This window comes from Sciscionella sediminilitoris (genome assembly GCF_000737195.2).
In the GTDB taxonomy this organism is placed as follows: Bacteria; Actinomycetota; Actinomycetes; order Mycobacteriales; family Pseudonocardiaceae; genus Sciscionella; species Sciscionella sediminilitoris.
Genome location: NZ_JALM01000139.1, coordinates 1 through 20,265, shown reverse-complemented (window position 1 = coordinate 20,265; position 20,265 = coordinate 1). Strand labels below are relative to the sequence as shown.

Here is a 20,265-nt window from a genome sequence, read left to right as displayed (position 1 = left end):
CAACGTCATGTCCCGCAACAACTAAGTGGCGGAATGGTCCCCGCTATGCCGAGACCGGCGCGTCCTGAGAGAAGGTCTTGCTCGCGTTTGCTTGAACCTTGCTGGGGTAGCACCTCGAGATCAGGGCCCAACCTCGATGACCAGGTGAACCCGCCGCCGTGCCGGGTCCACCGGACAGGGAAAGACATGCAAGAAGATCGAATGATCACCGGTACCGCGCTGTTCGGGATGTCGTTTCCGGATGGAACCTCGCTGCCGATCGTGGTCGATTTGGCCTATTATGAAAGGGACCCCTGGGCGATACACCTCGAATTCCGCGCGGCGGGCGGCAGGGTCGCCTGGCGGTTCGACAGAGAACTGCTTGCTGCCGGACTGTGCGAGCCCTCCGGCGAGGGCGACGTCAGCATCCAGCCGCTGGCCGACGAGATGATGGTGGTGCTGGGCATGGCCTCCCCGGAAGGCGAGGCGAGATTCCTCGCTGATACGCGAGAGCTGACCTCCTTCGTCGAGCAGACCTACGCGCTCGCCGACGCCGAACGCGCGCAGGCCATCGTAGATGAGGAATTCGATCGCTACCGTTGGCCACGCCCGATTCATTGATTGAGGGCAAAGCCATGGGAGCTGAATCTCACCTTCCGGAGACGGGTGGCCTCGAAGCGCTGCGTTCGGCGGCACGTGAGTGCCGTGGATGCCCGCTGTACCGCCGGGCCAACCAGACGGTGTTCGGATCTGGTGATTCGGCGGCCTGGCTGATGCTCGTCGGCGAACAACCCGGCGACGCCGAGGATAAGGCAGGGGAGCCGTTCGTGGGCCCTGCCGGGAAACTGCTGGATCGGGCGCTCGGGGAAGCGGGCATCGACCGCGGCGGCACGTATGTCACCAATATGGTGAAACATTTCAAGTACACACGGTCGGAGCGCGGCAAGCGCCGCATCCACGAACGGCCCAACCGTGCTGAGCTCACCGCCTGCCGGCCGTGGCTGAGCGCGGAACTGGCCGCAGTTCGACCACGCGTGCTGCTTGCGCTGGGAGCGACCGCCGCGAAGTCGTTGCTCGGCAGGGACTTCCGGGTGACAATCGATGCGGGGGTGCCCTTCGATGCGGCCTATCATGGCCTCGCCGGGGTCGACACTGTGTTGGCGACGGTGCATCCCTCGGCGATCGTGCGGATCGGGGAGGGGGCCGAACGCACCAGGCGATACCGGGGTTTCGTCGCCGACTTGCGCACCGCTGCGAACCTGGAATCGACACCCAGCAGGCCCAGGCGTCTTCAATGAGCACCGGATCGAGTCGGGTGGACAGATTCGGTGGTCCAAGCGGGCGATGGCGTGCGGCGCGGCTCGCCTTTCCCAGCCGAGGCGCCACCGCACTCGGTCTGGTGTTCTGTCCCGGCAACTGTGAGGAACCGGGCGGCTTCGGCAGACCGCAGCGCGACATTGCCCCGGCCGAATCCCGCGGCAGCGCGCGGAGATACCGGCGGCGGAGTCGCGGTCCAGAACAGCACCGAGGCCCCGATCGCCATGCGCTGGCAGCGCGCGAACCGTTCGCGTGAGTCGGCGATTCGAGGGCAGCAGACCGCAGGAGGACTAGGCGCGTGCAGCCGGTAACGGGGTACCGAAGAGCGAAGACCGCCACAAACCGTGACACACGGTGGGCGCGATAGACGGCTCGAAACCTTCGACGGGCTACGTGATCGTGGTCGCCACCGTGGGTTGGGCGAGCGCGTAGAGCCTGTTCACCACTGTGGACGGGCCCGGCGCGGTGGTTCGATCCAAGGCTCGGCCCGTCACATTGCCTCCGCTATCGGCTCATGCCCCGCTCGGGTGCCTGGTTGGAGCAGGATCTTCATAGCGTGGTCGGTCTTGTGCTGGAACATTTCGTAGGCTTTCGGCGCGTCGTCGAGCGGTAGCCGGTGCGTACTGAAGTCTTCGACGCCGAGCGGGTCAGAGGTCTGTCGTAACAGCGGCATGATGTCGTCGACCCAGCGACGAACGTTGGCCTGTCCCATGCGCACGGTGACCTGTTTGTCGAACAGGTCCATCATCGGGATCGGGTCGAGCTGACCACCGTACACGCCGCTGCACGAGATACAGCCCCCGCGGCGCACTGCGTCGATCGCGGCGTAGAGCGCGCTGAGTCTGTCGATCGAGGCGTATTTCATCATCGGCTGGGACAGCGCAGTCGGTAGCCATCCGGTGAGCTGTTGCGCGAGTCCCGCTACCGGTGCGCCGTGTGCTTCCATACCGACCGCGTCGATCACCGAGTCCGCCCCGTAGCCGTCGGTCAGATCGCGGATCGCGTCGCCGATACGTTTACCGTGTTCGCGAAGGTCGAGTGGTGTGGCCCCGTACTGGCGGGCGCGCGCGAGCCGTTCGGGAACCCTGTCGATACCGATGACAGTGCTCGCACCGAGATGACGAGCCACGCGTGCGCTGAACTGCCCGATTGGACCGAGGCCGAACACAGCGACGCTTCCGTCCGGGGGAACATCGGCGTATTGGACTGCTTGCCAGGCGGTCGGCAACACATCCGAGAGGTACACGTACCTATCGTCTGGACCGTCGTGCGGCACCGGGATTGGACCGTATTGGGCTTGCGGCACACGCACGTACTCGGCCTGCCCGCCGGGTACTTGGCCGTAGAGTTTCGTGTAGCCGAACAAGCTCGCGCCCTTGCCATAGCGCTTGACCTGTGTGGTCTCACACTGGGACTGCAATCCGCGTGCGCACATGGTGCACTCGCCGCAGGAAATGTTGAACGGTATGACAACTCGGTCGCCGGGTTTGATGTGGCGCACCGTGCTGCCCACCTCCTCGACGACACCCATCGGTTCGTGCCCGAGCACATCACCGGGGGTCATGAATGGCCCCATCACCTCGTACAGATGCAGATCCGAACCGCAGATACCACTCGAGGTCACGCGTACGATCGCGTCGTTCGCCTTGAGTAGCTTCGGGTCGGGAACCGTGTCGACGCGGACGTCGCGCTTGCCCTGCCACGTGACAGCCTTCATCGAATGCTCCCTTCGTCTATTCCCGTGTTCCCATTACCGGCCGGGAACAAACCGGAGTTTGTCGCCGTATCGTGCGGTCTACCCTCGGGATAACCGACCTGATCAAGAAACCGCGGCAACAACACCAGAGGAGCTCAATCCGGTGAAACGCGTCCGATTCCGCGCCCGCACGGATTATCCAGCCGAACCCGTCTCTGAGATGGGTGCTGCGCTGCTCCAAGCAGAACCAGGCTCTAATTTGGCCACGCTCCGTGAGACCGCCCGATCGTGGACTGATGTTGCCTCGCCAGGGTTCGTGGTGGAATTGGCCGAATTGACCATCTACGCGGTGTGGGTCCTTCGCCGGGTCTCGGGTGATGCGCCCATGGAGATGATCGCTCAGACGATCGTCGACAGTCAGGATGCCGAGCTGCTGGAACCGACACAGACCATGGCCGTCCGTCTGATCCTCACCGGCTGTCGGGACAATCGCGAGCAGGTCCGGCTCTTAGCCTGGATTGCGGCCAACCGTAGCGACATCGATGGTGCCCGGTTGGTCGCTCACCTGGCATACTTGGGGCTCGTTGCCACGCTGGCAGACCGGCGAGCAATCAGCGGGGGAACTCGGCGTCACAATTCGCGCGACAATGTCCTGGGATGACCCATGCGACCGAGTCAGGTGGACAATTCTTCCGGGCGGCCCGAATCGGGCGACCGGACGCTACTGGCCATCCGGCTTGTTTTCGGCGCTCTCGCTCATCTCGGTACAGCCGCGATCGCCATCCTCGCCGGGACGGTCCCCGGCGCGGTGGCAGCTTTAGTCAGCGCAGGTGTGCTGACGGCTAGCTTGCTCTACGGCGGCCGTCAAGACGGGCATGATTGAAACCTGACACTGACGTACCGGCCGAATCCGCGAACCGATGTCGCGTAAGTACAGCCGCAGCTTTCGACGACCGGGAAACGAGCGGGCACCAGAATGCCGTACACTACCGGCGTTAACCGTCAGGGTGAATCCTGCCCAGCCGTGGTCGCGCGAATCCGGCACTGGCGAAGCCGAATGCGCTCTCGGCCCTTTGGCCCGGGCCGACCTCGGATCAGTCCGCGACCGCTGCCTTGCTTTCTTTGATCGCCCAGACCGCTCGTCGCGGGTTTGACCATGCCATGTTGGGTATCCCTGAGGCGTGACGGCACGAAACCCGGGACCGACGAAGCCAGAGACTGGCGTGGAACAGTTCGCGCGCCGCCGGGCCGATGAAATCGACCTGCGCTTTCGAGTCGCCTCCGGCATGCGCAGGCAAATCAACAAGGTATTCCCGACTCACTTCTCGTTCCTCTTCGGGGAGATAGCGCTCTATACCTTCATCGTCCTGCTGTTCTCCGGTATCTACCTGACCTTCTTCTATGACCCGTCTATGACCGAGATCCCGTACTCAGGCAGCTACACCCCGCTACGGCAGGTCGAGATGTCCCGTGCGTTTGCGTCCACGCTCGACATATCCGTGGACGTCCGTGGTGGACTGCTCATTCGCCAGATACACCACTGGGCGGCACTGCTGTTCGTGGCCGCGATGGCGGTACACATGCTGCGTATCTTCTTTACCGGGGCGTTCCGCAAACCGCGCGAGACCAACTGGATCATCGGCGTTTCGCTGCTCGTACTGGGTGGGATCGAAGGATTCATGGGATACTCACTACCGGACGACTTGCTGTCCGGGACAGGCATCCGCGCCGCGCTTTCCGGTGGAATCCTGTCTGTCCCGTTGATCGGAACCTGGCTGCACTGGCTGGTGTTCGGCGCGGAATTCCCTGGCAACCAGATCATCCCGCGCTTCTACACCGCTCACATCCTCATAGTCCCCGGAATCATTCTCGGGCTCATAGCCGTACACCTGGCTCTTGTCTGGTACCAGAAACACACCCAGTTCCCGGGCGTCCGTAAAACCGAACGCAATGTGGCCGGCGAACGGATCGTTCCACGGTTCGCCGCCACCGCGGGCGCCTGGTTCCTCATCGTCACCGCGGTACTGGCCATGATGGGAGGCGTATTCCAGATCAACGCCATCTGGAACTACGGACCGTACCAGCCAGGCCAGGTGTCTTCCGGCGCCCAGCCGGACTGGTATATGGGATGGACAGAAGGTCTGCTCCGCATTTGGCCCGACTGGGAGCTCTACCTCGGGAACTACACCATCCCAGCGGCATTCTTCCCACTCGTGGCGATGGGGTTGACCTTGGCGATCCTGTTCGCCTACCCATTCATCGAACGAACCGCGACCGGCGACAAGGCACGCCACAATCTCCTGCAACGCCCCCGCGATGCACCGGTCCGAACCGCACTCGGCGCCATGGGGGTCACCTACTTCGCCGTCACCACTATCGGCGGCGGCAACGACGTCATCGCCTACCAGCTCGACATCTCGCTCAACGCACTGACTTGGGCAGCGCGGATCGGGCTTCTCGTTCTTCCACCGATTGCCTACTTCAGCGCTTACCGCCTCTGCGTCGGACTCCAGCGCGGTGACCGTGCCGTGCTCGAGCATGGCATCGAGACCGGGATCGTTCGGCGCGATCGAGACGGGAACTTCACCGAAGTCCACCAGCCACTGGCCGGTTTTGACGAGCACGGCGAACCCATTCGACTGGACTATCAAGGCGCGCCCGTACCCAAACGACTCAACGAACTCGGTGCGGCGGGCAGAGCCGTCCCCGGATCGCTGCTGCGCGCTGACCCGCCCGAAGAGACAACCGCCTTGGCCAGGGCACGCGGCGAACGAGATCCTTTCGAAAGCGAACAGGTCCGACAGCCGGATGATCCTGGTCCGTCGAGTAAGCAGCGATAGGGCCAATTACCGGAAACACGGAGCGAACAACAAGACCGCCAGCGATCCTATCGACGTGAGCGTGACCGAGGAAACAGAGCCGGGTTTGCCCTATGCATGTCCGAGAGCGCCCTCTAGGTACGCCTACCATCCCGCCTGTCACAGCAGCGATAGCCACTGTTTCGCCCTGGAAACACCGACGCTGCGGTGGTATCCGGTGGCCAGCCCCTTTCCTCCACATCTACAACCGAGTGAAGGGCATGCTCGGTCAGACTCGTGAATTCGCGCATACCCGCCCGCGAAGGTGGGAATACATCCCGTGGACCGATGACACTACGAGGAACGGAGCCCGGTGAACGCACTCGACCTGCTCGCCGAGGACCATCAGCGACTGATGAAGCTGCTCGACGAGGTCGAACACTCCTCGACCGAAAAACAGTTGCGGCTGCACCGCCGAACGAACTTGCTCAACACCATCATCATCATGAGTTCGGCACACCAAGCGATCCAGGAAAAGTACTTCTGGCCACTGGTGCGCACCGCACTGCCAGACGGGAAAAGAATCGCCGAAACCGCCATCGAACACGAATACTCGACAAAACGACTGCTCGATGAGGTGCGTACCACCAAACCCGGGCAGGCGGACTACGCACAACTGGTCGATCAGCTGCTGCGCGACCTACGCGCCCACGTGGACTACGAGCAAGACACCGTCTGGCCACGGGTCCGGAAGTTCGTCGACGAGTCCACTTTGCAAGCCGTCGGTGCGAAAATGCAGGCTGCTAAGACGACCGCACCAACCCGCCCGCACCCGAACATCCCGCCGCAGCCGCTGCTGTGGCGCAGTCTCGGCGCCTGTGTCGCAGCGCTGGACCGGGCACGGGATGCCCTGAACGGACGCCGAGAGCACACAGCGGGCCGCTGAATCTTATCCTCGACCAGGACCAGGCCGCGTCCTGCCAGTTACGGTCTCGATATCGCGCTGCACCCGGTCCACCGTCCGCTCCGGCAACGGTGAACCAATACCGCGCAATACCTGTATACCCACGAGCCCCAAAGCGCCACCCATGCCGAGCAGCACGACGCCGATGAACAGGGGTGCCTGCCAATAATCGCCGATGCTCTCGAACAGCACGGTTATCCCGGCGATCACCCCACCGCCACCGTAGAAACCGAGCGCACCACCAGCACCACACAGTATCCCTCCGATGATGCCGCGACGTGCCTTACCGGCCAGCTCCCGTTTGGCGAGCGCGAGCTCGTCCCGCACCAACACGGTGAGCTCGTCGCGCAACTGTTTGCCGAGCTCGCCGATGGACTGGCCACTACCGCCCGATTCCGGCATAATCTGTCTCCTGGTTCAGCGATGTCGTTTGCGTTTGACGAAGAAGGCCAGCAGCACTACAACCACGACGGCGGTGACAAACGCCCGTTGCTCACGAGCGGCCGAGACGATACCGTGCAGTCGGTGTCGGAGTTCGCGGCGTGTGCTGTGTTTCAGGTTCGTCGCCGTACCCCTCTCGCGCAGCGCGGCAACGGTGTCGGCAAGGGCTTCGCGGCTCTGTACGACCTCGAGCTCGAGCGCTTCAGAATGGTGCGGCATTTTCCCGGGATGATTTGATGATGCTGCCATCGCACGTGCTCCCAGTTTCGTTTGACCGTTGGTGTCTTGTACCCGCAGCGGCGACGCGCAAACCGTGGTGTGGCGCTGGGACCGGCTCGGCTCCGATGCACTCTGCGCGCTTGTGCCCCGCAGATGGGCTGGTCTGGCGGAACTGCCGGTTGCGGTTACACGAGCGGCATCAACGGGTACGCACCCTATGGATTTCGGTCGGTCAGCAAAGGAGACATCGGAACTGCCACCGAGGACCCGCCCGGGCCAACCGCGCGGAAGCGGACCGGTGCGCCAGTCACTCGGTCATCCGTCGTTAACGCCGTCGCGGAGCACGAGAGCCGAAGAGCCGCTCATGGGCGAGGACGGCGACCGCGGCGTACACGGCGTGGTGCAGCGTATCGATTCCGAGGGGACGAAGGCCGTAGCACGGTGTCGGAGAACCCGCCCCTAGTGCGGGAAGCAGCGCCTGTTCGGCGGTGAGCACCGCGGTACCGTGGCACAGCGCGCCCTGCCAACCGCGCAAACCGAATGCGTGCACGACGGGCCGGGCGAGGCCCCACAACGTCCCGTAGGCCCAATGGGCGAGCCCGCCGAAGCGCTGCTCACCCTTCGCGTCCTGCGGTCGCACATGGAGCAGTGTCCCGGCCGCCGTGCCCGGTGTGCGGCTGGGTTCCCGACCGCTGAGGCGCATCTCGATCGTGCTGGACACCGTCATCGCGGCGGTCCCGGCCAACCCGGAAAGCAGGCCGCCCCCGATGGCTGCGGCCAGGCTATCGGCCCGGTGTCGCGTCATTCCTCGCCCCTGCCCGCCTCGCGTCCGCCGGAGCGGGAGTCCGTGTGCCGGTGCTCCCGGCGTCGGTCGAACAACCGCCGGAGAAAGCCGCCGTCCCGCCGGGGCCGCCCCGGGACCGGACCGGGTAGCTTTCCGGATCCGTGTCCGGCCGCGCCTTCGGGGACCTGTTCCTCGTCCGCGGCGAGCCCGCCGCTGACCTCCTTACGGAACTGCTCGGTCTCCGTGGTGCGCGGGTCGCTGGATTTCCCTGGCGTGCTCACTGGATCCCCTTCGCATCGGCTTCGCCTTCGGTGCTCGGATACCCGTCGCCCGGTTAGTGAAACCGGGGTTTGCGCACGGATTCCGCGGGTACGGATGTGACCCGGAATGAACCGTGCGGAAGGAGCGAGGGGATGGGCAAGCGGATCCACGCCCAGCAACAGGACCCGCCAGGGCAGACGGGGGAGATGGAGCCAGAACCCCGGGACCTAATGCGTAACTACTCCGGTGCCGGCCTGCTCTCCGGCCGCAGGGCGCTGATCACCGGTGGTGACTCCGGGATCGGGCGTTCGGTTGCCGTCGCCTTCGCCAAGGAGGGGGCGGATGTCGCGTTCACCTATCTCGTGGAGCACGCGGATGCCGAGGTGACCGCCGCAGAGGTACGCGATCAAGGCAGGGCGTGTGTGCAGTTCGACGGGGACATGGCCGAGGCGGCGCACTGTGCACGAGTCGTGTCCCGCGCCGCCGCCGAACTCGGCGGCATCGACGTCGTGGTGAACAACGTCGCGACGCAGATGCCCGTCGAGCAACCAGAAGAACTCGACGAACGACAGTGGCAGCGCACCTTCGACATCAACATTCACAGCTACTTCCGAACCATCAGGGCGGCGCTGCCCCTGCTCTCCAGTGGGTGCTCGATCATCAACACCGCTTCGGTGAACGGACTGCGCGGGAACGCCACACTGATCGACTACTCCGCGACCAAGGGCGCGGTGATCGCGCTGACCTATTCGCTCGCGCAAGCACTGGCACCACGGGGAATCCGGGTGAACGCGGTCGCTCCGGGCCCGGTGTGGACACCGCTGATCCCCTCGACCTTCCCAAAGGACAAAGTCGAGGGGTTCGGTGAACGGGTACCACTCGGCAGGGCAGCGGATCCGGACGAGATCGCGCCGTCGTACGTCTTCCTCGCGGCGAACAAGCTGTCCTCGTACTACACAGGGGAAGTGCTTTCCGCACTCGGCGGGGAGATTGCGGCCGGCTGAGCGGAAGCGGTCCTTCGGAAGCCACCGCCTTCCTCGGTCAGCACCGCGGACAGCTGGCCACGAGTACGAATCCCGGGGTGATCCGGCGCCAGACGAGCCGTAGCCGGTGTGCGCCGAACGCGGCCCTGGTCTCGCCCCCGAGCCGCGACAGAGTCCAGAAACGGTCAGCAGGGTGGTGAACACGCCGTCCGGAGCGAGTACCGAGGTGATCATCGCGCGTAGTTCGCGTTGGCGGCGAGCGGAGAACAGTGACCAGGGCAGGGTGTTCACCACCGCCCGCACCGCGGAGAGTTCACCATCGCGCAGCAGCTGCGGGAGTTCTCCGGCGTCCCGGCGAGCCATCTCGATCGCGGGCAGCCGCTCGCGCAGCCGTGCGGCCAGCCGGGGGTCGGCCTCGACGGCGAGGATCCGGGCGCGTCCAGCGAATCGCTCCGCCAGCGCCGCGGTGACCGGTCCGGTCCCCGCACCGAGGTCCACGATCACGGGTGCACCCTCGGCAGGCACGGTGGCGGCCAGTCGGCGAGCGCACTGTGCGGGTGTGGGTGCGAGTGCCCCGATGGCGCGGGGAGTGCGCAACTGGGCCGACCAGAGGGCGAGCACTTCTCGGGTCTTCACGAAGGGGAACCGGACGGCGGAGCCCATGGCGCGCCCGGCTCAGTTCCCGGTATCTCGCAGCAACGCGGTAACCTCGGCGTCGGCGACCTGATCGAAGCGTTCGTAGTACTGTCCGACGGCGGAGAAGTCCGTGGGACGGGCGAGACAGAACACTTCGTCGGTTTCCGGGCGCAGGCAGCGTGCTGCCGTTACGGAAGCGACTGGGACCGCGAGGACCAGCCTGCGGGGACCGCGGTTCCGTTCGGCGCGCAGCGCCGCTGTCGCCGTGATGCCGGTGGCAAGACCGTCGTCGACGAGCAGAACATCACGGCCGGTGCGGTCGGTTGTCTCGTCCGCCCCATGATAACGATGCTCGCGCCGGAGCGCGGTGTTCCGCTCCTGTGCGCACGCTCGGTCGAACTCTCCCGGGCGCCAGGTGACCTCGGGGAACGCCTCCGATTCGACGACCGGACCGTGAGCGGTCACCGCGGCGACGCCGAATTCCGGTTGGCCAGGGGCACCTACCTTGCGCGCGACGACGACATCGAGTTCCGCACCGATCGTCCTGGCGAGGGCAGCGCCGACGGGAACACCGCCGCGCGCGATGCCGAGCACCAGTGGACGCCACCAATCACGCGTCCGCAATGCCTCGCCGAGCTTGGTTCCCGCCTGGTCGCGGTCCCGGAACACGATTCCTCCTCGGTCTCGTCGGACTCGCCACGTGCCGACAGGCTAGTTCCGTGCACCGATCCCGTCGAGCGCGGTTTGGCAGAGGCAGATCCGGGGTACGGAAACAAATCCGAGATCCGAGCTCGGGTGGAGAACCGATGTCCCAGCTGGCATCGAGCCCGCTTCGGATGGCACCGGAGCGGGGTTCGAAAACCAAGGCGCTGACCCGGCTCCTGTACACCACCGATCCGAAGAAGATCGGCAAGCAAAACCTGGCAACGGCGTTCGATTGCTTCGTGACCGGCGGCATCATGGCCTGCTGATGCGCACCGAGCTGGCCCGTCCGGGGCCGCAGTTCCTTCGCGCGCACAGTACAACAGCCAGCTGCTGTTCATTATGCACGGCACGATCATGCTGTTGTTGTACGCCACGTCGACGCTGTTCGGCTTCGCGAACTGTGTTCTCCCTGCAGTTCGGTGCCCCGATGTGGCATTCCCCGGCTGAACGCGCTGTCCTTCCAACCGAACCCTCATCATGCGGCTGCGCAAACAACGCGACCAAGACACCTGAGCCCTGGCCAGCATGTCAGCAGATCACCGTGGCCCGCTGGCCCCTCGGCACCTCGCCACGAGGAGCTGCATCCGACCGTTGAGTATGAGATGTCTGCGATATCACCGCGCGGTCGGGAAGACTAACGGCCGCTATCGGGGATCTCACCCAGCTGGCGTTGCTCGCCACTGCTCCACGGCACCGCAAGTCACCCATCAGCCGACTGCCACTATTGCCAGGCCTGTCCGCAGTTCGTATTGGAGCCGCAGCAGGGAACTTGCTGTGGTCTCGGTCTTACACATGCTACGCCAGTCCACCAGTTCTGTCGGGAAACGCTAACCTCGACTGGTGGGTTTTCCCGGCGTCGCGCAGGGGTACCTCGTTCGGTGAGCAGCAGAATCCAACTGTGCGAGGAGGACAGGTGATCAGTTCCGTGGACCCACCGCCCGAGAACGAGGACGACCGAGCTGTGGAAGAGGAACCTGAGTCGGTCGTGCTGCCCGGGAGCGCGCCGCTCGAGGCCGACGCCGGCGATTTCACCGAGCAGCACAGAGAGGTCGATCTCGACGAGGAGCCGTACTGAACGAGGATTGAATGGGTGCGCGGGTCTCATCCGGTAATCCGCCTGGCGAGCAGTTTCTTGCCGTGCTCCGCGCCCTTCTGGGCTCCTGTCGTGCACGCCGGAAGAATTCGGCGAGCTCACGGTCGTCGAACCCGGTCCGCCTCCTGGATGTAGTTCTCCAAGCGCAACACGTTACTCAGGTGGCTGTCCACGAACCAGATGTGTGGTAGTCCTTGCCCGCGGTTCCGGTGGCATGGCCGGTTTTCGGCGCGTGGTCATAGATCCTTCTTCCGCTTTCCGTTCGGCTTAGGAAGGACCACCCGTCCGTGGCGGGACGAAACGAACACCCGGACCCGGCCGAGACCGGCGAGCAGGCGGCGTCTGATGTTTCGTTCGGGAGAGTGCTGGGCATTCGCTCGATCGAGAGTCCGGATACCGCCCAGAGTGAACGAAGGAGCCGCATTCCGATGGTGCATCCCGTGCCGCCCGGCCCGGTGCGCCCGCAGCCGCCGGAGCCGAATCCGATGCCACATCCGCCGGAGCCCGATCCGATGCCGCGCCCGCCTGATCCGTACCCGACACCGCCACAGCCGCCGGATCCTGTCCCGGAGCCCCGGCCGAGTCCGCCGCCTGACCCGCCGATGCCGCCTCCAGCCGAACCGGGCCCGCAGGAATACGCCCGTCGCTGTGACTCTCCAGCAGGCCGTCAACGGCCCCGTGCCGCCCGGTCCTCGGTGAGCACGAGTAGCCCTGATCGTGTGCGGCATCGTGCGGATCGCCCACATCCCCGACCAATGCTATGAGCTGGCGCCGGGACTTCGGTGGGGGATCCCAGCCGGGGTGGAGCGGGCTCGATGAGCAGCACGGCGCGGGCGAGTGGGGCGGCGTGATGTCCAATCCCGGTGTCCCCGCACAACACCAGGAAGACGCGGTCGACGCGGGATCGCGAGCTGCCTGAGGGAAAGACGGGCGGCGAACAGATCGTGCTCCGGGAGCCCTCGTTCTCGGCCACCTGGTGAGCGAGGGCGAATCGGCAGCGTTCCCGCTGACGACCGCGCATTCGCACGCCGATCGAGCCGAAACGAGCCGTCCGCGGTCGCCGTCCGGGACCCGGTATCTGGCAGCCTCGGCGAGGCCGAGGTGGTTCGGGAATGTTCTCTTCTACGCTCCGCGGCCGGCGTGCACTGCGGAGCGTTCAGGCGGGCGCGGCGGTGGTGGACGGTTCGGAGACCAGCGGGGTCGGCCCGGCACGGCCCGAATCCGACCAGAGCACGACCGAGGCGCCGATGCGGACCACGGCGTCAGGTCCGGGTTCCTGACCGACGATGGTGCCCTCGATCGGTTCGGGTTCCCGCTGTGGTCCGGTCGGCGAGAGGCCGGCGGACCGGATCGCGCCACACGCTTCGACCGCGCCGATGCCGATCACATCGGGTACGTGCACAGTCGCGTCGGTCATCATTCGACGGTAGCGATGTGCCCCGGTTCGCGAAAGTCGTTCAGTCATCCGTTGGGCTCGACGGCACCAGCAGAGCGAGGAACAGCCCGACAGCGAGGACGGTGATCAGGGCTCCGACCACCGGACCGGCGAGTACGGTGACCGCCAACGAGCCGAGATTCGCGGCGAGCCCAGTCCATAGCCGGATCCAGAGCAGCCCGCGGGCCGGTGGAGGCGATCCGGGTTCGTGCGGCGATGCACTCATGGCGGGTCAGCAGAGCCAGGGCGGTGTCTTCGCGGTCTGGCTGCGATAGCGCTGCTGGGCGCGCACCGCGACATCGGCGAGTAGCGCGGTCATCCGGAACCGGTCGATCTCCTCGCGATTACGTGCCACCGCGAGCAGATCCCTACATCCTCGCGGCAGCCGAACAGACCGGCGAGGATGACACGCACCGGGATCCTCCTGGTGGGGCATAATCGGTCGATATCGGCAGGGCCAAGCAGGGCCGCACCGATCTGCTCGGGCGGGCCTCGGGGGCCATTCCCCGCAGCAGCCAGCCGGTCGCTTCGGCGAGTTCCAGGGCGACGACCGCGATATCCGGGCCGGAGGGCACACGGCCGGCCCGAGAAAAGTGTGCAGGCAGGTGAAGTCCGGAGCGGGCACGGCGCGCAGGATCGCCAGCGCCATCCCACGCGGTGCCGGACGGGACCGGGGCCGATCGGCCGTCATACGCGTGCGTCCTCGGTGGCCCGGCCGGAGACCTCCAGGGCCTGGGCGACCACCTCCGGCAGTCCCAGGGGAGCCACCTCGGTGGCGGGCCGGACGTGGTGCGGATGGCTCACCCGCACCCGTATCCCGCTTGCCTTGAGCAACGCCGCCCACCGGCGGATGAAATCCTCATCCGGTTCCGCTGGTGGCGCCGAGATCCGCGGATCCACCAGCAGCAGGGAGCGCACGATCGCGGTGTGCGTCGCGGCGAAGGCCAGGGCCGGTTCGGTGGCGGCGCCCGCGGCGGCCAGATGCACCCGGTCGGCCCCGCCGAGCAGCTGCTCCAGTTCGGTGTCCTGGAGGAGCTGGTGTATTCCCCGGCGGGCAAGCCGATACCAGACCACCCTGGTGTGCCGGACCGTCGGCCGCCAGGTCGCGGGCAGTTCGCCATGGCTGGCTTCGCCCGCAGGGTCGAGTACCAGGATCAGGGAGGCAGACTCGGGCCCGGCACGGATCATGGTCGGCAGCGCCGTCGGTTTGTCGTGGTCGGGCACATGGCCCATCGGCTCTCCTCCAGCTGCGGCGGTTCAGTCCCAGTCGGCTCCGGCCAGCATCAGCACCGTGAACAGCAGCGCGATGCCGATCGCTGTGGCCAGTCCGGCGCGGGGCCCGGCCATGGTGGTGACGAGTACGCCCGCGACGGGCCCCGCGACACCGAATAGGACGCAGCACCAGAACGACAACCGCTCGCTTGGCAGCAGGCGTGCGGACCGGAACCTGGTGAATCGTGACCACTGCAGCGGTGTCAGCTGCTCGGCCAGTTGCTGCTCGATACCGTCGAGCTGCTTGCGTTCATAGCCGGACAGTTCGCTCATGACTCCTGCGGCCTCCATCGCGTGGCTGCCCATCGCACAAGGGCTTCCGAGTGGATCGGCGCGTGCTGCGCTGAACCGGGACTACCCGGTCAGACGTGGAATAAACGAACGCCGGGATACTCGCGGCGGCGGTGCCGTCTGCGGCGAACAGCCCCGGCAGAGCACGATCGGCCCGAGTTCGCCACCGTCCGCAGCCCGCGCAGACCGGAGCCGGTATTCGTTGATCGGCCTGCACCAGGAGAGCGGTGCCCGTCAGGTGAGTAATGATCCTCCTCCATTCCTTGGCTGTGGCAAACGGCGGGACCGGCGCGGAAACACTGGATCGCCTGCAGCCCCTGGTGTGTGTGACGCCGTCCGGGTCCGGGTAAGCCGAGCGAAGTGCGAGGAAGGCTGGTGATGTCGTGCCGACGCAGGGGGATCACAGTGTTCGGCCAGGAATGGCCGTGCCGACCGATTGATTGCTGGCCACGCTCGCCAGAAATGGCCAACGCGTTGCCCGCGGACGGCACTCGGTTCGCGATGGCCGGCGGATGTGCGGTGTAGCTGCTCGTCGTGACGTTCCTTCGCCAAGCGCTGGGTATTACGCAGGCACCGGCCGTTCCTCACAGGGGCCGGTGTCCGCTGTCCTTGCCTGTCCGCAACGCGATGCAACGCACGGTGCCCGTCCAGCTCGGCGAAGCACGCCGGGATCAGTGTTGTCCGCTGCCGTCCGCGGCCGAGTGGCCGGTCTCCGCGGTGAGAGCGAACACCAGCTGTCCGAGCGCCACCGCGGCAAGGAGCAGGCTGACCGCGCCGACACCGTAGAAGAAGGCGATTTCCTGGACACCGCGCATCAATTGACCGTTCGCGGTGGGCACCGTCCCGGTGTCCGGCCTGGGTGTCCAGAATCGGCTGAATGAGGGCCCGATCAGGAACCAGATCCCACCGAGCACGGCCAGCCAGGCGCCCGTCAGCTTCGCCGGGGCGGGCCGGGGACTGGCCAGTAGCGCACCGCCGAGGAACACGGCAGCCCCGGGAAGGATCTCGAGAATCAGCCGGTTCCACGTGAAGGTCCAGACGCTGTCGGGTGAGTAGGCGAAATCGAAGTATGGTCCGATGAAGGGGACCAGAGCGCCCCAGAGCCCGAGCAGGATGAGCACCGCACCGCTGCCCGATCCCGCGACGCGCGAGAGGCCGGCTCCGGGAAGTGCCGTATGCCGGGGCGTGGCGCCTGCAGTCATCGTATGGACTCCTTTCCCGTTCGCTGTGCCACCGAGGTCGCACGCCGTCGATGGTCGGTCACGGTGTGGGGATTTCCGTGTGCAGCGCGGCGAAACATAAATCATGTGCCCGTGAGGCCTGGTACCCGGGAGCGCGGGTACCAATCCTGATATGGAGAACGCGATCGAGTATGCCGTGGTGACCGGCGGAGCGGGCTTTCTCGCCTCGCATCTATGCGAGAAATTGGTGCGCCGCGGCTGCCATGTGCTGTGTGTCGACGACCTGAGCAGCGGCAGTGTCGAGAACACCGGCACCTGCGAGGAGCCGGGCTGCGGCTCGTAGAGTCCGATCTGTACGAATAGCGGAATACCGGCGAGCCGTTCGATGCGGTGTTCCATCTCGCCTCTCCGCCTTCGCCGCGCGACTATGCATCCCGTCAACAGCGACCACGGTCACGATACCGGTGGCTGGTTCGGTGCACCGTTCCGCCGAACAGGTGAGTCCTTAGGTTGCGCGCGTAAGCGAGTGCTGTGTGTAGGGCACTGGCTGGGTGGGAATACCGGCGGGACACGGATTCTAGATCGAGTCAATACCGATCAGCCGGAACGGGAGGTACGGCCGATGAGCGAGAGGCGAAGTCGGCGACGAGTGGTCGGCGGCCTGGTCAGCACCGTAGCGATGCTCGCCGGAATGACCGGTATATCGGCGGTTCCCGGTGCAGCAGCGGAATTCGGTGCGCAGGACAGGCCGTGCACAGCGGGGGACCTGCAGGTCCACATCGGCTCTGATCTGCCCGTCGGCAAGGAGCGGCGAGCCTTCGTCGTTCGCTATGAGGCGACGAGCGCGTCGACGAGTTGCCGACTCTACGGTGCGCCGGACGATGCGGTCTTCTACGCACCTGCTGGACAGACCGCCCCTGGGATCTCCGCATCGGCGGAACCCGGTATGAATCCCGAGCCGGTCGTCGTGGACCAAGGCAATCCCGGAGAGTCACTGATCTTCGAACCGCAGCAGGGGCAGCGCAATCCGGTCGGGGCGGTGAGCTTTGCCCTGCCCTCGACGGCGAGTGACCGATACGTCAAGGTGCCGTGGCCCCATGCGCCGGTCCGTGGAGCCGACGTCACCGTCGGGCAGATCGCCAGCGCATGACCGAGAACGCCTGAGAAGGAGGCGGGGCATGCCAGGACAGGAAGTGCTGGCGAGTGCCCTGCGGCGGTCACCGGGAAAGGCTCAGCGAAACCTGGACCGAGCGCACGATTCCGCGGACGAGAGCTACGGTGAGGGGCGCATGCACACCAGACCGCCTTTTGCCGCACTGAAACACTCCGAGCCTTGCACGCAGGCCATGGTCTTGTCGATCCACAGGTCACCAAGAGGCTGATCAGCCGTTTCGCCACACTCACCACGACCCCCAACCCACGAACTGGACCGGCTCACCCCACGTGAACGCGACGTACTCCTTCACATAGCGCAGGGGATGAGCAATGCCGAGGTCGCGCGCACTCTCTCGGTCGGTGAAGGCACCGTTAAAACGCATGTCGCCCGGGTTCTGGCGAAAATCGGCCTGCGCACTCGCGTACACCTGGTGATCTATGCTTACAACCACGGCCTCGTGTAAGCAGTGGGTCTGCGACAGACCCACCGTTACAGACCCCGATTGAGCCAGGGTGATCGCGGTGGCTTCGACGAGGAGCGGATTGTTGGCTCGACTGACACGTTCCCAGCGGGCGGGGTAGCCGTGAAGCGGACTCTTAGGGTGTGTGGTTCCAGAGTTGTTCGCGTGGGTTGTTCGGTGGGTGGCCGAGTGCGTTGAGGGTGGCCCACATGGTGACGAGGTTGGCGGATAGGACGGGGACGCCGAGTTCGTTTTCCAGGTCGGGGATGACGTCGTAGGTGGGGAGGTTGGTGCAGCTGAGGAAAAGGGCTTCGGCGTCGCTGGTGTCGATACCGTGGACGAGGCCGCGAGTTGACTCGGCGGGCACGCGCCAGGTTTCGCCGGGGATGTCGAGGTAGGCGCTGGCGACGGTGGTGATGCCCGCTTCGGTGAGGAAATCCTGGAGTCGTTCGGTTACCACGGCGTCGTAGGGGGTGGCGATCGCGACACGGGTGGCATCGAACGCTCGCAGGGCGGCGAGCATGGCGGAGCTGGTGGTGATGGTGTGCTGGTAGCCGGTTTCGGACATGGCGGTTCGCACGGCTTGGTCGCCGGCGAGTCCGTGGATGAACGTGCACGAGGTGCAGGTGTAGGCCACGACGCGGGGTTTCGGGGTGGCCAGCGAGTGGCAGGCGGATTTGATCGCGTCGTGGTTGACGTATCGCCGCAGCCGTTCCAGGCGGCTGCCTTCGGGGGAGGTAGCGGGCATCCGGGTCAGGTAGAGCGATACCCCGGGCGGGGTCCAGCGCCAGAGTTCCGCGTCGAGCGCGAAGTCGTGGGGCGCGACGATCCCGATCCCCGGCGGGTTCGGTCGCAGGATCACCTCGGGCGTGCTGGTGCTGCGGATTTCGATACTCACCCAATCTCCTCATGTGGTTTCGTGGTTCGGTTGTCGCCTGGGGCCTGGGTGCGGAACTTGCCTCGCGAGTTTCGTTCTCGGACGCGTCAGGCTTCGTGGTTATTTATCGTGGGGTTCCATTGTGGTCCGGCCGAGTAGGTGGCCGAGGGCGGTTTCCAGGTGTGGCTGGCGGAACTGGTGACCGGCGCGGGCCAGTATGGCGGGTTCGACGCGCTGGTTGGCGAGGGCGAGCTCGTCTGCGCCTTGCTTGCCGAGCAGTAGCCGCGGCCCGAGTGCGGGGATGGGCAGCAGGGCCGGGCGGTGCGGCGTGTGCGCCAGCGTGCTGGTGTAGTCGGTGTTGCGTACCGGGTTTGGCGCGACCGCGTTGACGGGCCCGCTCAGGGTGTCGTCGAGCACGGCGTGCCGGTAGATGTCGAGCAGGTCGTCGATGCCGATCCAGGAAAGCCACTGTTCGCCGCTGCCGAGAGGTCCGTCGAGGCCCGCGGCGAACAGTGGGTACAGCAGGCCGAGTGTGCCGCCGCGCGGGGTCTGCACGATGCCGGTGCGCACCTGCACGGTGCGCACTCCGGCTTCGGTGGCGGGGTTCGTGGCGGCTTCCCAGTCGGCGACCAGCTCGGCGGGCCCGGGTTCGGCGCGGCATGGAGGCGGGCTTCCAGGCCCGGGCGTCCTACGCCGATATCCTCGGGCAGGAACCGGGGAAAGAAGTCCACCTCGGTGACAGCCAGCAGACCTCCTGGTCGCAGTGTCTCGAACGCGCCGGCCAGGACGTGCCCGGGATCAGCCACGTGATGCAGAGAGGCGGCTGCCATGGCGAAGGGATGGTCCGGTGGGATACTGGCCCGGTAGCAATGGCAGTGACGGAGTGTGGGATCCGCTATGCCCGCGGGCGACCTCCCATGGGCGTTCACGACACCGAGCAGCCCGGGAAGTGGCGTGATGCGGGGGAACTGTTCGGCGGGAAGGTAGCCGTGGAGTTCGGTGAGCAGGGCATCGGCACCGTTGGCGCGACGGATCCGGTTCGGCGGTCTGCTGTGTTCCCGCCGTAAAGCACGGCTTGCGCTGCGCACGAAGGCGGCGGCCTCCGTGGGGCCGGGCGCGATCGTGTCGCTGTCGAGCTGCGTGATCGGGGTGCTGGAGGGGGTGGACTGTGTTGGAGTGCGCGCAACGGTAGTGTTTTTCCAGCGGGTTCTCCGTTTGCGCTGGTCATGGACCTGTCTAACCTTGTCTGGCAGCGTGGGGGTCACGGGTTCGAACCCCGTCAGCTCCACTCCGTTTCGTCATCCACTGCAGGCCGTATGGCCTGCGGTTTTTTCGTGTTTTGTCACAGGTGACGGACTGTCCCTTGTGAACTGTTCAATGTTCAACTGGAGCAAATGTGGAGCAGTTGATCATGAGGGGGTCAAATGGGGTCACGATCCTGGAGCAGAATTGGGTGCTCCAGTCGGGTGATTCTGGCGGGGTGCACGGGTTTCTCTGGGATCGGCTGTGACGTGCGCGCATGGGCGTTTCGGGGCCAGGGTGCCGGGGGCGGGGAGTGGTGTGGTGGCGGTGCCGTTGGGCGCGGTTGCGTGCGGTTGTGGTCGGGAGCTGTGAGGCCGGATTTTGCGGGTTCGCGGGTCCGGTAACTGCACGGAACGAGCATCGATTGGCCGGGTGTTACGGCGAACGGCGTCGCGTGGCTCGGTAGTGCAAGATC

25 protein-coding genes and 1 pseudogene are annotated in these 20,265 nt (G+C 65.8%); 11 read left to right on the top strand and 15 right to left on the bottom strand.

What is annotated here, in order from left to right; genetic code table 11:
- Positions 1–201 precede the first annotated feature (201 nt).
- The gene (locus tag AD72_RS33530) at positions 202–600 is read left to right on the top strand and encodes an SsgA family sporulation/cell division regulator (RefSeq protein WP_051899307.1); all 399 of its coding nucleotides are present in this window, start codon (positions 202–204) and stop codon (positions 598–600) included.
- 14 nt (positions 601–614) lie between these two features.
- Positions 615–1,277 carry a UdgX family uracil-DNA binding protein gene (locus AD72_RS33525; RefSeq protein WP_031470670.1) on the top strand — a complete coding sequence of 221 codons (663 nt, stop codon included), beginning with the start codon at positions 615–617 and terminating at the stop codon, positions 1,275–1,277.
- A 509-nt stretch (positions 1,278–1,786) separates the two neighbouring features.
- Here AD72_RS33525 and AD72_RS33520 read toward each other — a convergent pair.
- On the bottom strand, positions 1,787–3,013 hold the full coding sequence (locus tag AD72_RS33520) for a zinc-dependent alcohol dehydrogenase (protein WP_051899306.1): 1,227 nt from the start codon (positions 3,011–3,013) through the stop codon (positions 1,787–1,789).
- 298 nt (positions 3,014–3,311) lie between these two features.
- Here AD72_RS33520 and AD72_RS33515 point away from each other — a divergent pair, with 298 nt between their 5' ends.
- The 3 genes from AD72_RS33515 to AD72_RS33505 all read left to right on the top strand — a co-directional run bounded on the left by AD72_RS33515 (position 3,312) and on the right by AD72_RS33505 (position 6,736).
- Entirely contained in the window at positions 3,312–3,653 is a 342-nt protein-coding gene (locus tag AD72_RS33515) for a hypothetical protein (RefSeq protein WP_156365504.1), read from the top strand.
- A 562-nt stretch (positions 3,654–4,215) separates the two neighbouring features.
- Positions 4,216–5,832: a cytochrome bc1 complex cytochrome b subunit gene (qcrB, locus tag AD72_RS33510; RefSeq protein WP_304437811.1), complete on the top strand. Its 1,617-nt coding sequence runs from the start codon at positions 4,216–4,218 to the stop codon at positions 5,830–5,832.
- 331 nt (positions 5,833–6,163) lie between these two features.
- Positions 6,164–6,736, top strand: coding sequence for a hemerythrin domain-containing protein (locus tag AD72_RS33505; protein ID WP_031470666.1), 573 nt, complete (start codon positions 6,164–6,166; stop codon positions 6,734–6,736).
- A gap of 3 nt (positions 6,737–6,739) precedes the next feature.
- Here the strand turns inward: AD72_RS33505 and AD72_RS33500 are convergent, their stop codons facing one another.
- From AD72_RS33500 to AD72_RS33485, 4 genes are all read right to left on the bottom strand, one after another.
- On the bottom strand, positions 6,740–7,156 hold the full coding sequence (locus AD72_RS33500) for a phage holin family protein (protein WP_031470665.1): 417 nt from the start codon (positions 7,154–7,156) through the stop codon (positions 6,740–6,742).
- A 15-nt stretch (positions 7,157–7,171) separates the two neighbouring features.
- Positions 7,172–7,444 carry a hypothetical protein gene (locus AD72_RS36975; RefSeq protein WP_156365503.1) on the bottom strand — a complete coding sequence of 91 codons (273 nt, stop codon included), beginning with the start codon at positions 7,442–7,444 and terminating at the stop codon, positions 7,172–7,174.
- Between the two features lie 295 nt (positions 7,445–7,739).
- The gene (locus tag AD72_RS33490; protein WP_031470663.1) at positions 7,740–8,219 is read right to left on the bottom strand and encodes a hypothetical protein; all 480 of its coding nucleotides are present in this window, start codon (positions 8,217–8,219) and stop codon (positions 7,740–7,742) included.
- Positions 8,216–8,479, bottom strand: coding sequence for a hypothetical protein (locus AD72_RS33485; protein ID WP_037348267.1), 264 nt, complete (start codon positions 8,477–8,479; stop codon positions 8,216–8,218). Before AD72_RS33485 ends, AD72_RS33490 begins: the two co-directional genes overlap by 4 nt.
- 132 nt (positions 8,480–8,611) lie before the next feature.
- On the opposite strand from AD72_RS33485, the gene AD72_RS33480 reads away from it, so the two are divergent.
- Complete coding sequence (locus AD72_RS33480) at positions 8,612–9,463, top strand: SDR family oxidoreductase (protein WP_031470662.1); 852 nt, start codon at positions 8,612–8,614, stop codon at positions 9,461–9,463.
- A gap of 189 nt (positions 9,464–9,652) precedes the next feature.
- Here AD72_RS33480 and AD72_RS38305 read toward each other — a convergent pair.
- Both AD72_RS38305 and AD72_RS33475 read right to left on the bottom strand, forming a co-directional pair.
- A pseudogene (locus AD72_RS38305) lies at positions 9,653–10,105 on the bottom strand (methyltransferase domain-containing protein); the annotation flags it as partial.
- 12 nt (positions 10,106–10,117) lie between these two features.
- Positions 10,118–10,747, bottom strand: coding sequence for a phosphoribosyltransferase (locus AD72_RS33475; RefSeq protein ID WP_231645130.1), 630 nt, complete (start codon positions 10,745–10,747; stop codon positions 10,118–10,120).
- 137 nt (positions 10,748–10,884) lie between these two features.
- Here AD72_RS33475 and AD72_RS38345 point away from each other — a divergent pair, with 137 nt between their 5' ends.
- Both AD72_RS38345 and AD72_RS36965 read left to right on the top strand, forming a co-directional pair.
- Positions 10,885–11,049, top strand: coding sequence for a hypothetical protein (locus tag AD72_RS38345; protein WP_197285162.1), 165 nt, complete (start codon positions 10,885–10,887; stop codon positions 11,047–11,049).
- A gap of 647 nt (positions 11,050–11,696) precedes the next feature.
- Complete coding sequence (locus tag AD72_RS36965; RefSeq protein WP_156365502.1) at positions 11,697–11,858, top strand: hypothetical protein; 162 nt, start codon at positions 11,697–11,699, stop codon at positions 11,856–11,858.
- Between the two features lie 1,174 nt (positions 11,859–13,032).
- On the opposite strand, the gene AD72_RS33470 is transcribed toward AD72_RS36965, so the two are convergent.
- From AD72_RS33470 to AD72_RS33450, 6 genes are all read right to left on the bottom strand, one after another.
- On the bottom strand, positions 13,033–13,293 hold the full coding sequence (locus AD72_RS33470) for a PASTA domain-containing protein (protein WP_197285161.1): 261 nt from the start codon (positions 13,291–13,293) through the stop codon (positions 13,033–13,035).
- Positions 13,294–13,333: 40 nt separating this feature from the next.
- Complete coding sequence (locus AD72_RS33465) at positions 13,334–13,537, bottom strand: hypothetical protein (protein WP_031470659.1); 204 nt, start codon at positions 13,535–13,537, stop codon at positions 13,334–13,336.
- 6 nt (positions 13,538–13,543) lie between these two features.
- A complete protein-coding gene (locus AD72_RS37985; protein WP_255357213.1) occupies positions 13,544–13,666 on the bottom strand; it encodes a hypothetical protein in 123 nt (40 codons plus the stop codon).
- Positions 13,667–13,998: 332 nt separating this feature from the next.
- Positions 13,999–14,544, bottom strand: a complete 546-nt coding sequence (locus tag AD72_RS33460; protein WP_051899304.1) for a hypothetical protein — start codon at positions 14,542–14,544, stop codon at positions 13,999–14,001.
- A gap of 24 nt (positions 14,545–14,568) precedes the next feature.
- Positions 14,569–14,856, bottom strand: coding sequence for a DUF3040 domain-containing protein (locus AD72_RS33455; RefSeq protein ID WP_031470657.1), 288 nt, complete (start codon positions 14,854–14,856; stop codon positions 14,569–14,571).
- Positions 14,857–15,545: 689 nt separating this feature from the next.
- Positions 15,546–16,076 (bottom strand): hypothetical protein, encoded by a 531-nt coding sequence (locus AD72_RS33450; protein ID WP_156365500.1) that lies wholly within the window; start codon positions 16,074–16,076, stop codon positions 15,546–15,548.
- Positions 16,077–16,227: 151 nt separating this feature from the next.
- On the opposite strand from AD72_RS33450, the gene AD72_RS36955 reads away from it, so the two are divergent.
- From AD72_RS36955 to AD72_RS38135, 3 genes are all read left to right on the top strand, one after another.
- Positions 16,228–16,398, top strand: coding sequence for an NAD-dependent epimerase/dehydratase family protein (locus tag AD72_RS36955; protein WP_156365499.1), 171 nt, complete (start codon positions 16,228–16,230; stop codon positions 16,396–16,398).
- Between the two features lie 306 nt (positions 16,399–16,704).
- Positions 16,705–17,205 carry a hypothetical protein gene (locus AD72_RS33445; RefSeq protein WP_031470655.1) on the top strand — a complete coding sequence of 167 codons (501 nt, stop codon included), beginning with the start codon at positions 16,705–16,707 and terminating at the stop codon, positions 17,203–17,205.
- Between the two features lie 328 nt (positions 17,206–17,533).
- Positions 17,534–17,674 carry a response regulator transcription factor gene (locus AD72_RS38135; protein WP_343123753.1) on the top strand — a complete coding sequence of 47 codons (141 nt, stop codon included), beginning with the start codon at positions 17,534–17,536 and terminating at the stop codon, positions 17,672–17,674.
- 133 nt (positions 17,675–17,807) lie between these two features.
- Here AD72_RS38135 and AD72_RS33435 read toward each other — a convergent pair whose 3' ends face one another.
- A complete protein-coding gene (locus AD72_RS33435; RefSeq protein ID WP_051899302.1) occupies positions 17,808–18,569 on the bottom strand; it encodes a maleate cis-trans isomerase family protein in 762 nt (253 codons plus the stop codon).
- Between the two features lie 99 nt (positions 18,570–18,668).
- Positions 18,669–19,133, bottom strand: a complete 465-nt coding sequence (locus tag AD72_RS33430) for a DUF1731 domain-containing protein (protein WP_031470652.1) — start codon at positions 19,131–19,133, stop codon at positions 18,669–18,671.
- Positions 19,134–20,265: the final 1,132 nt, after the last annotated feature.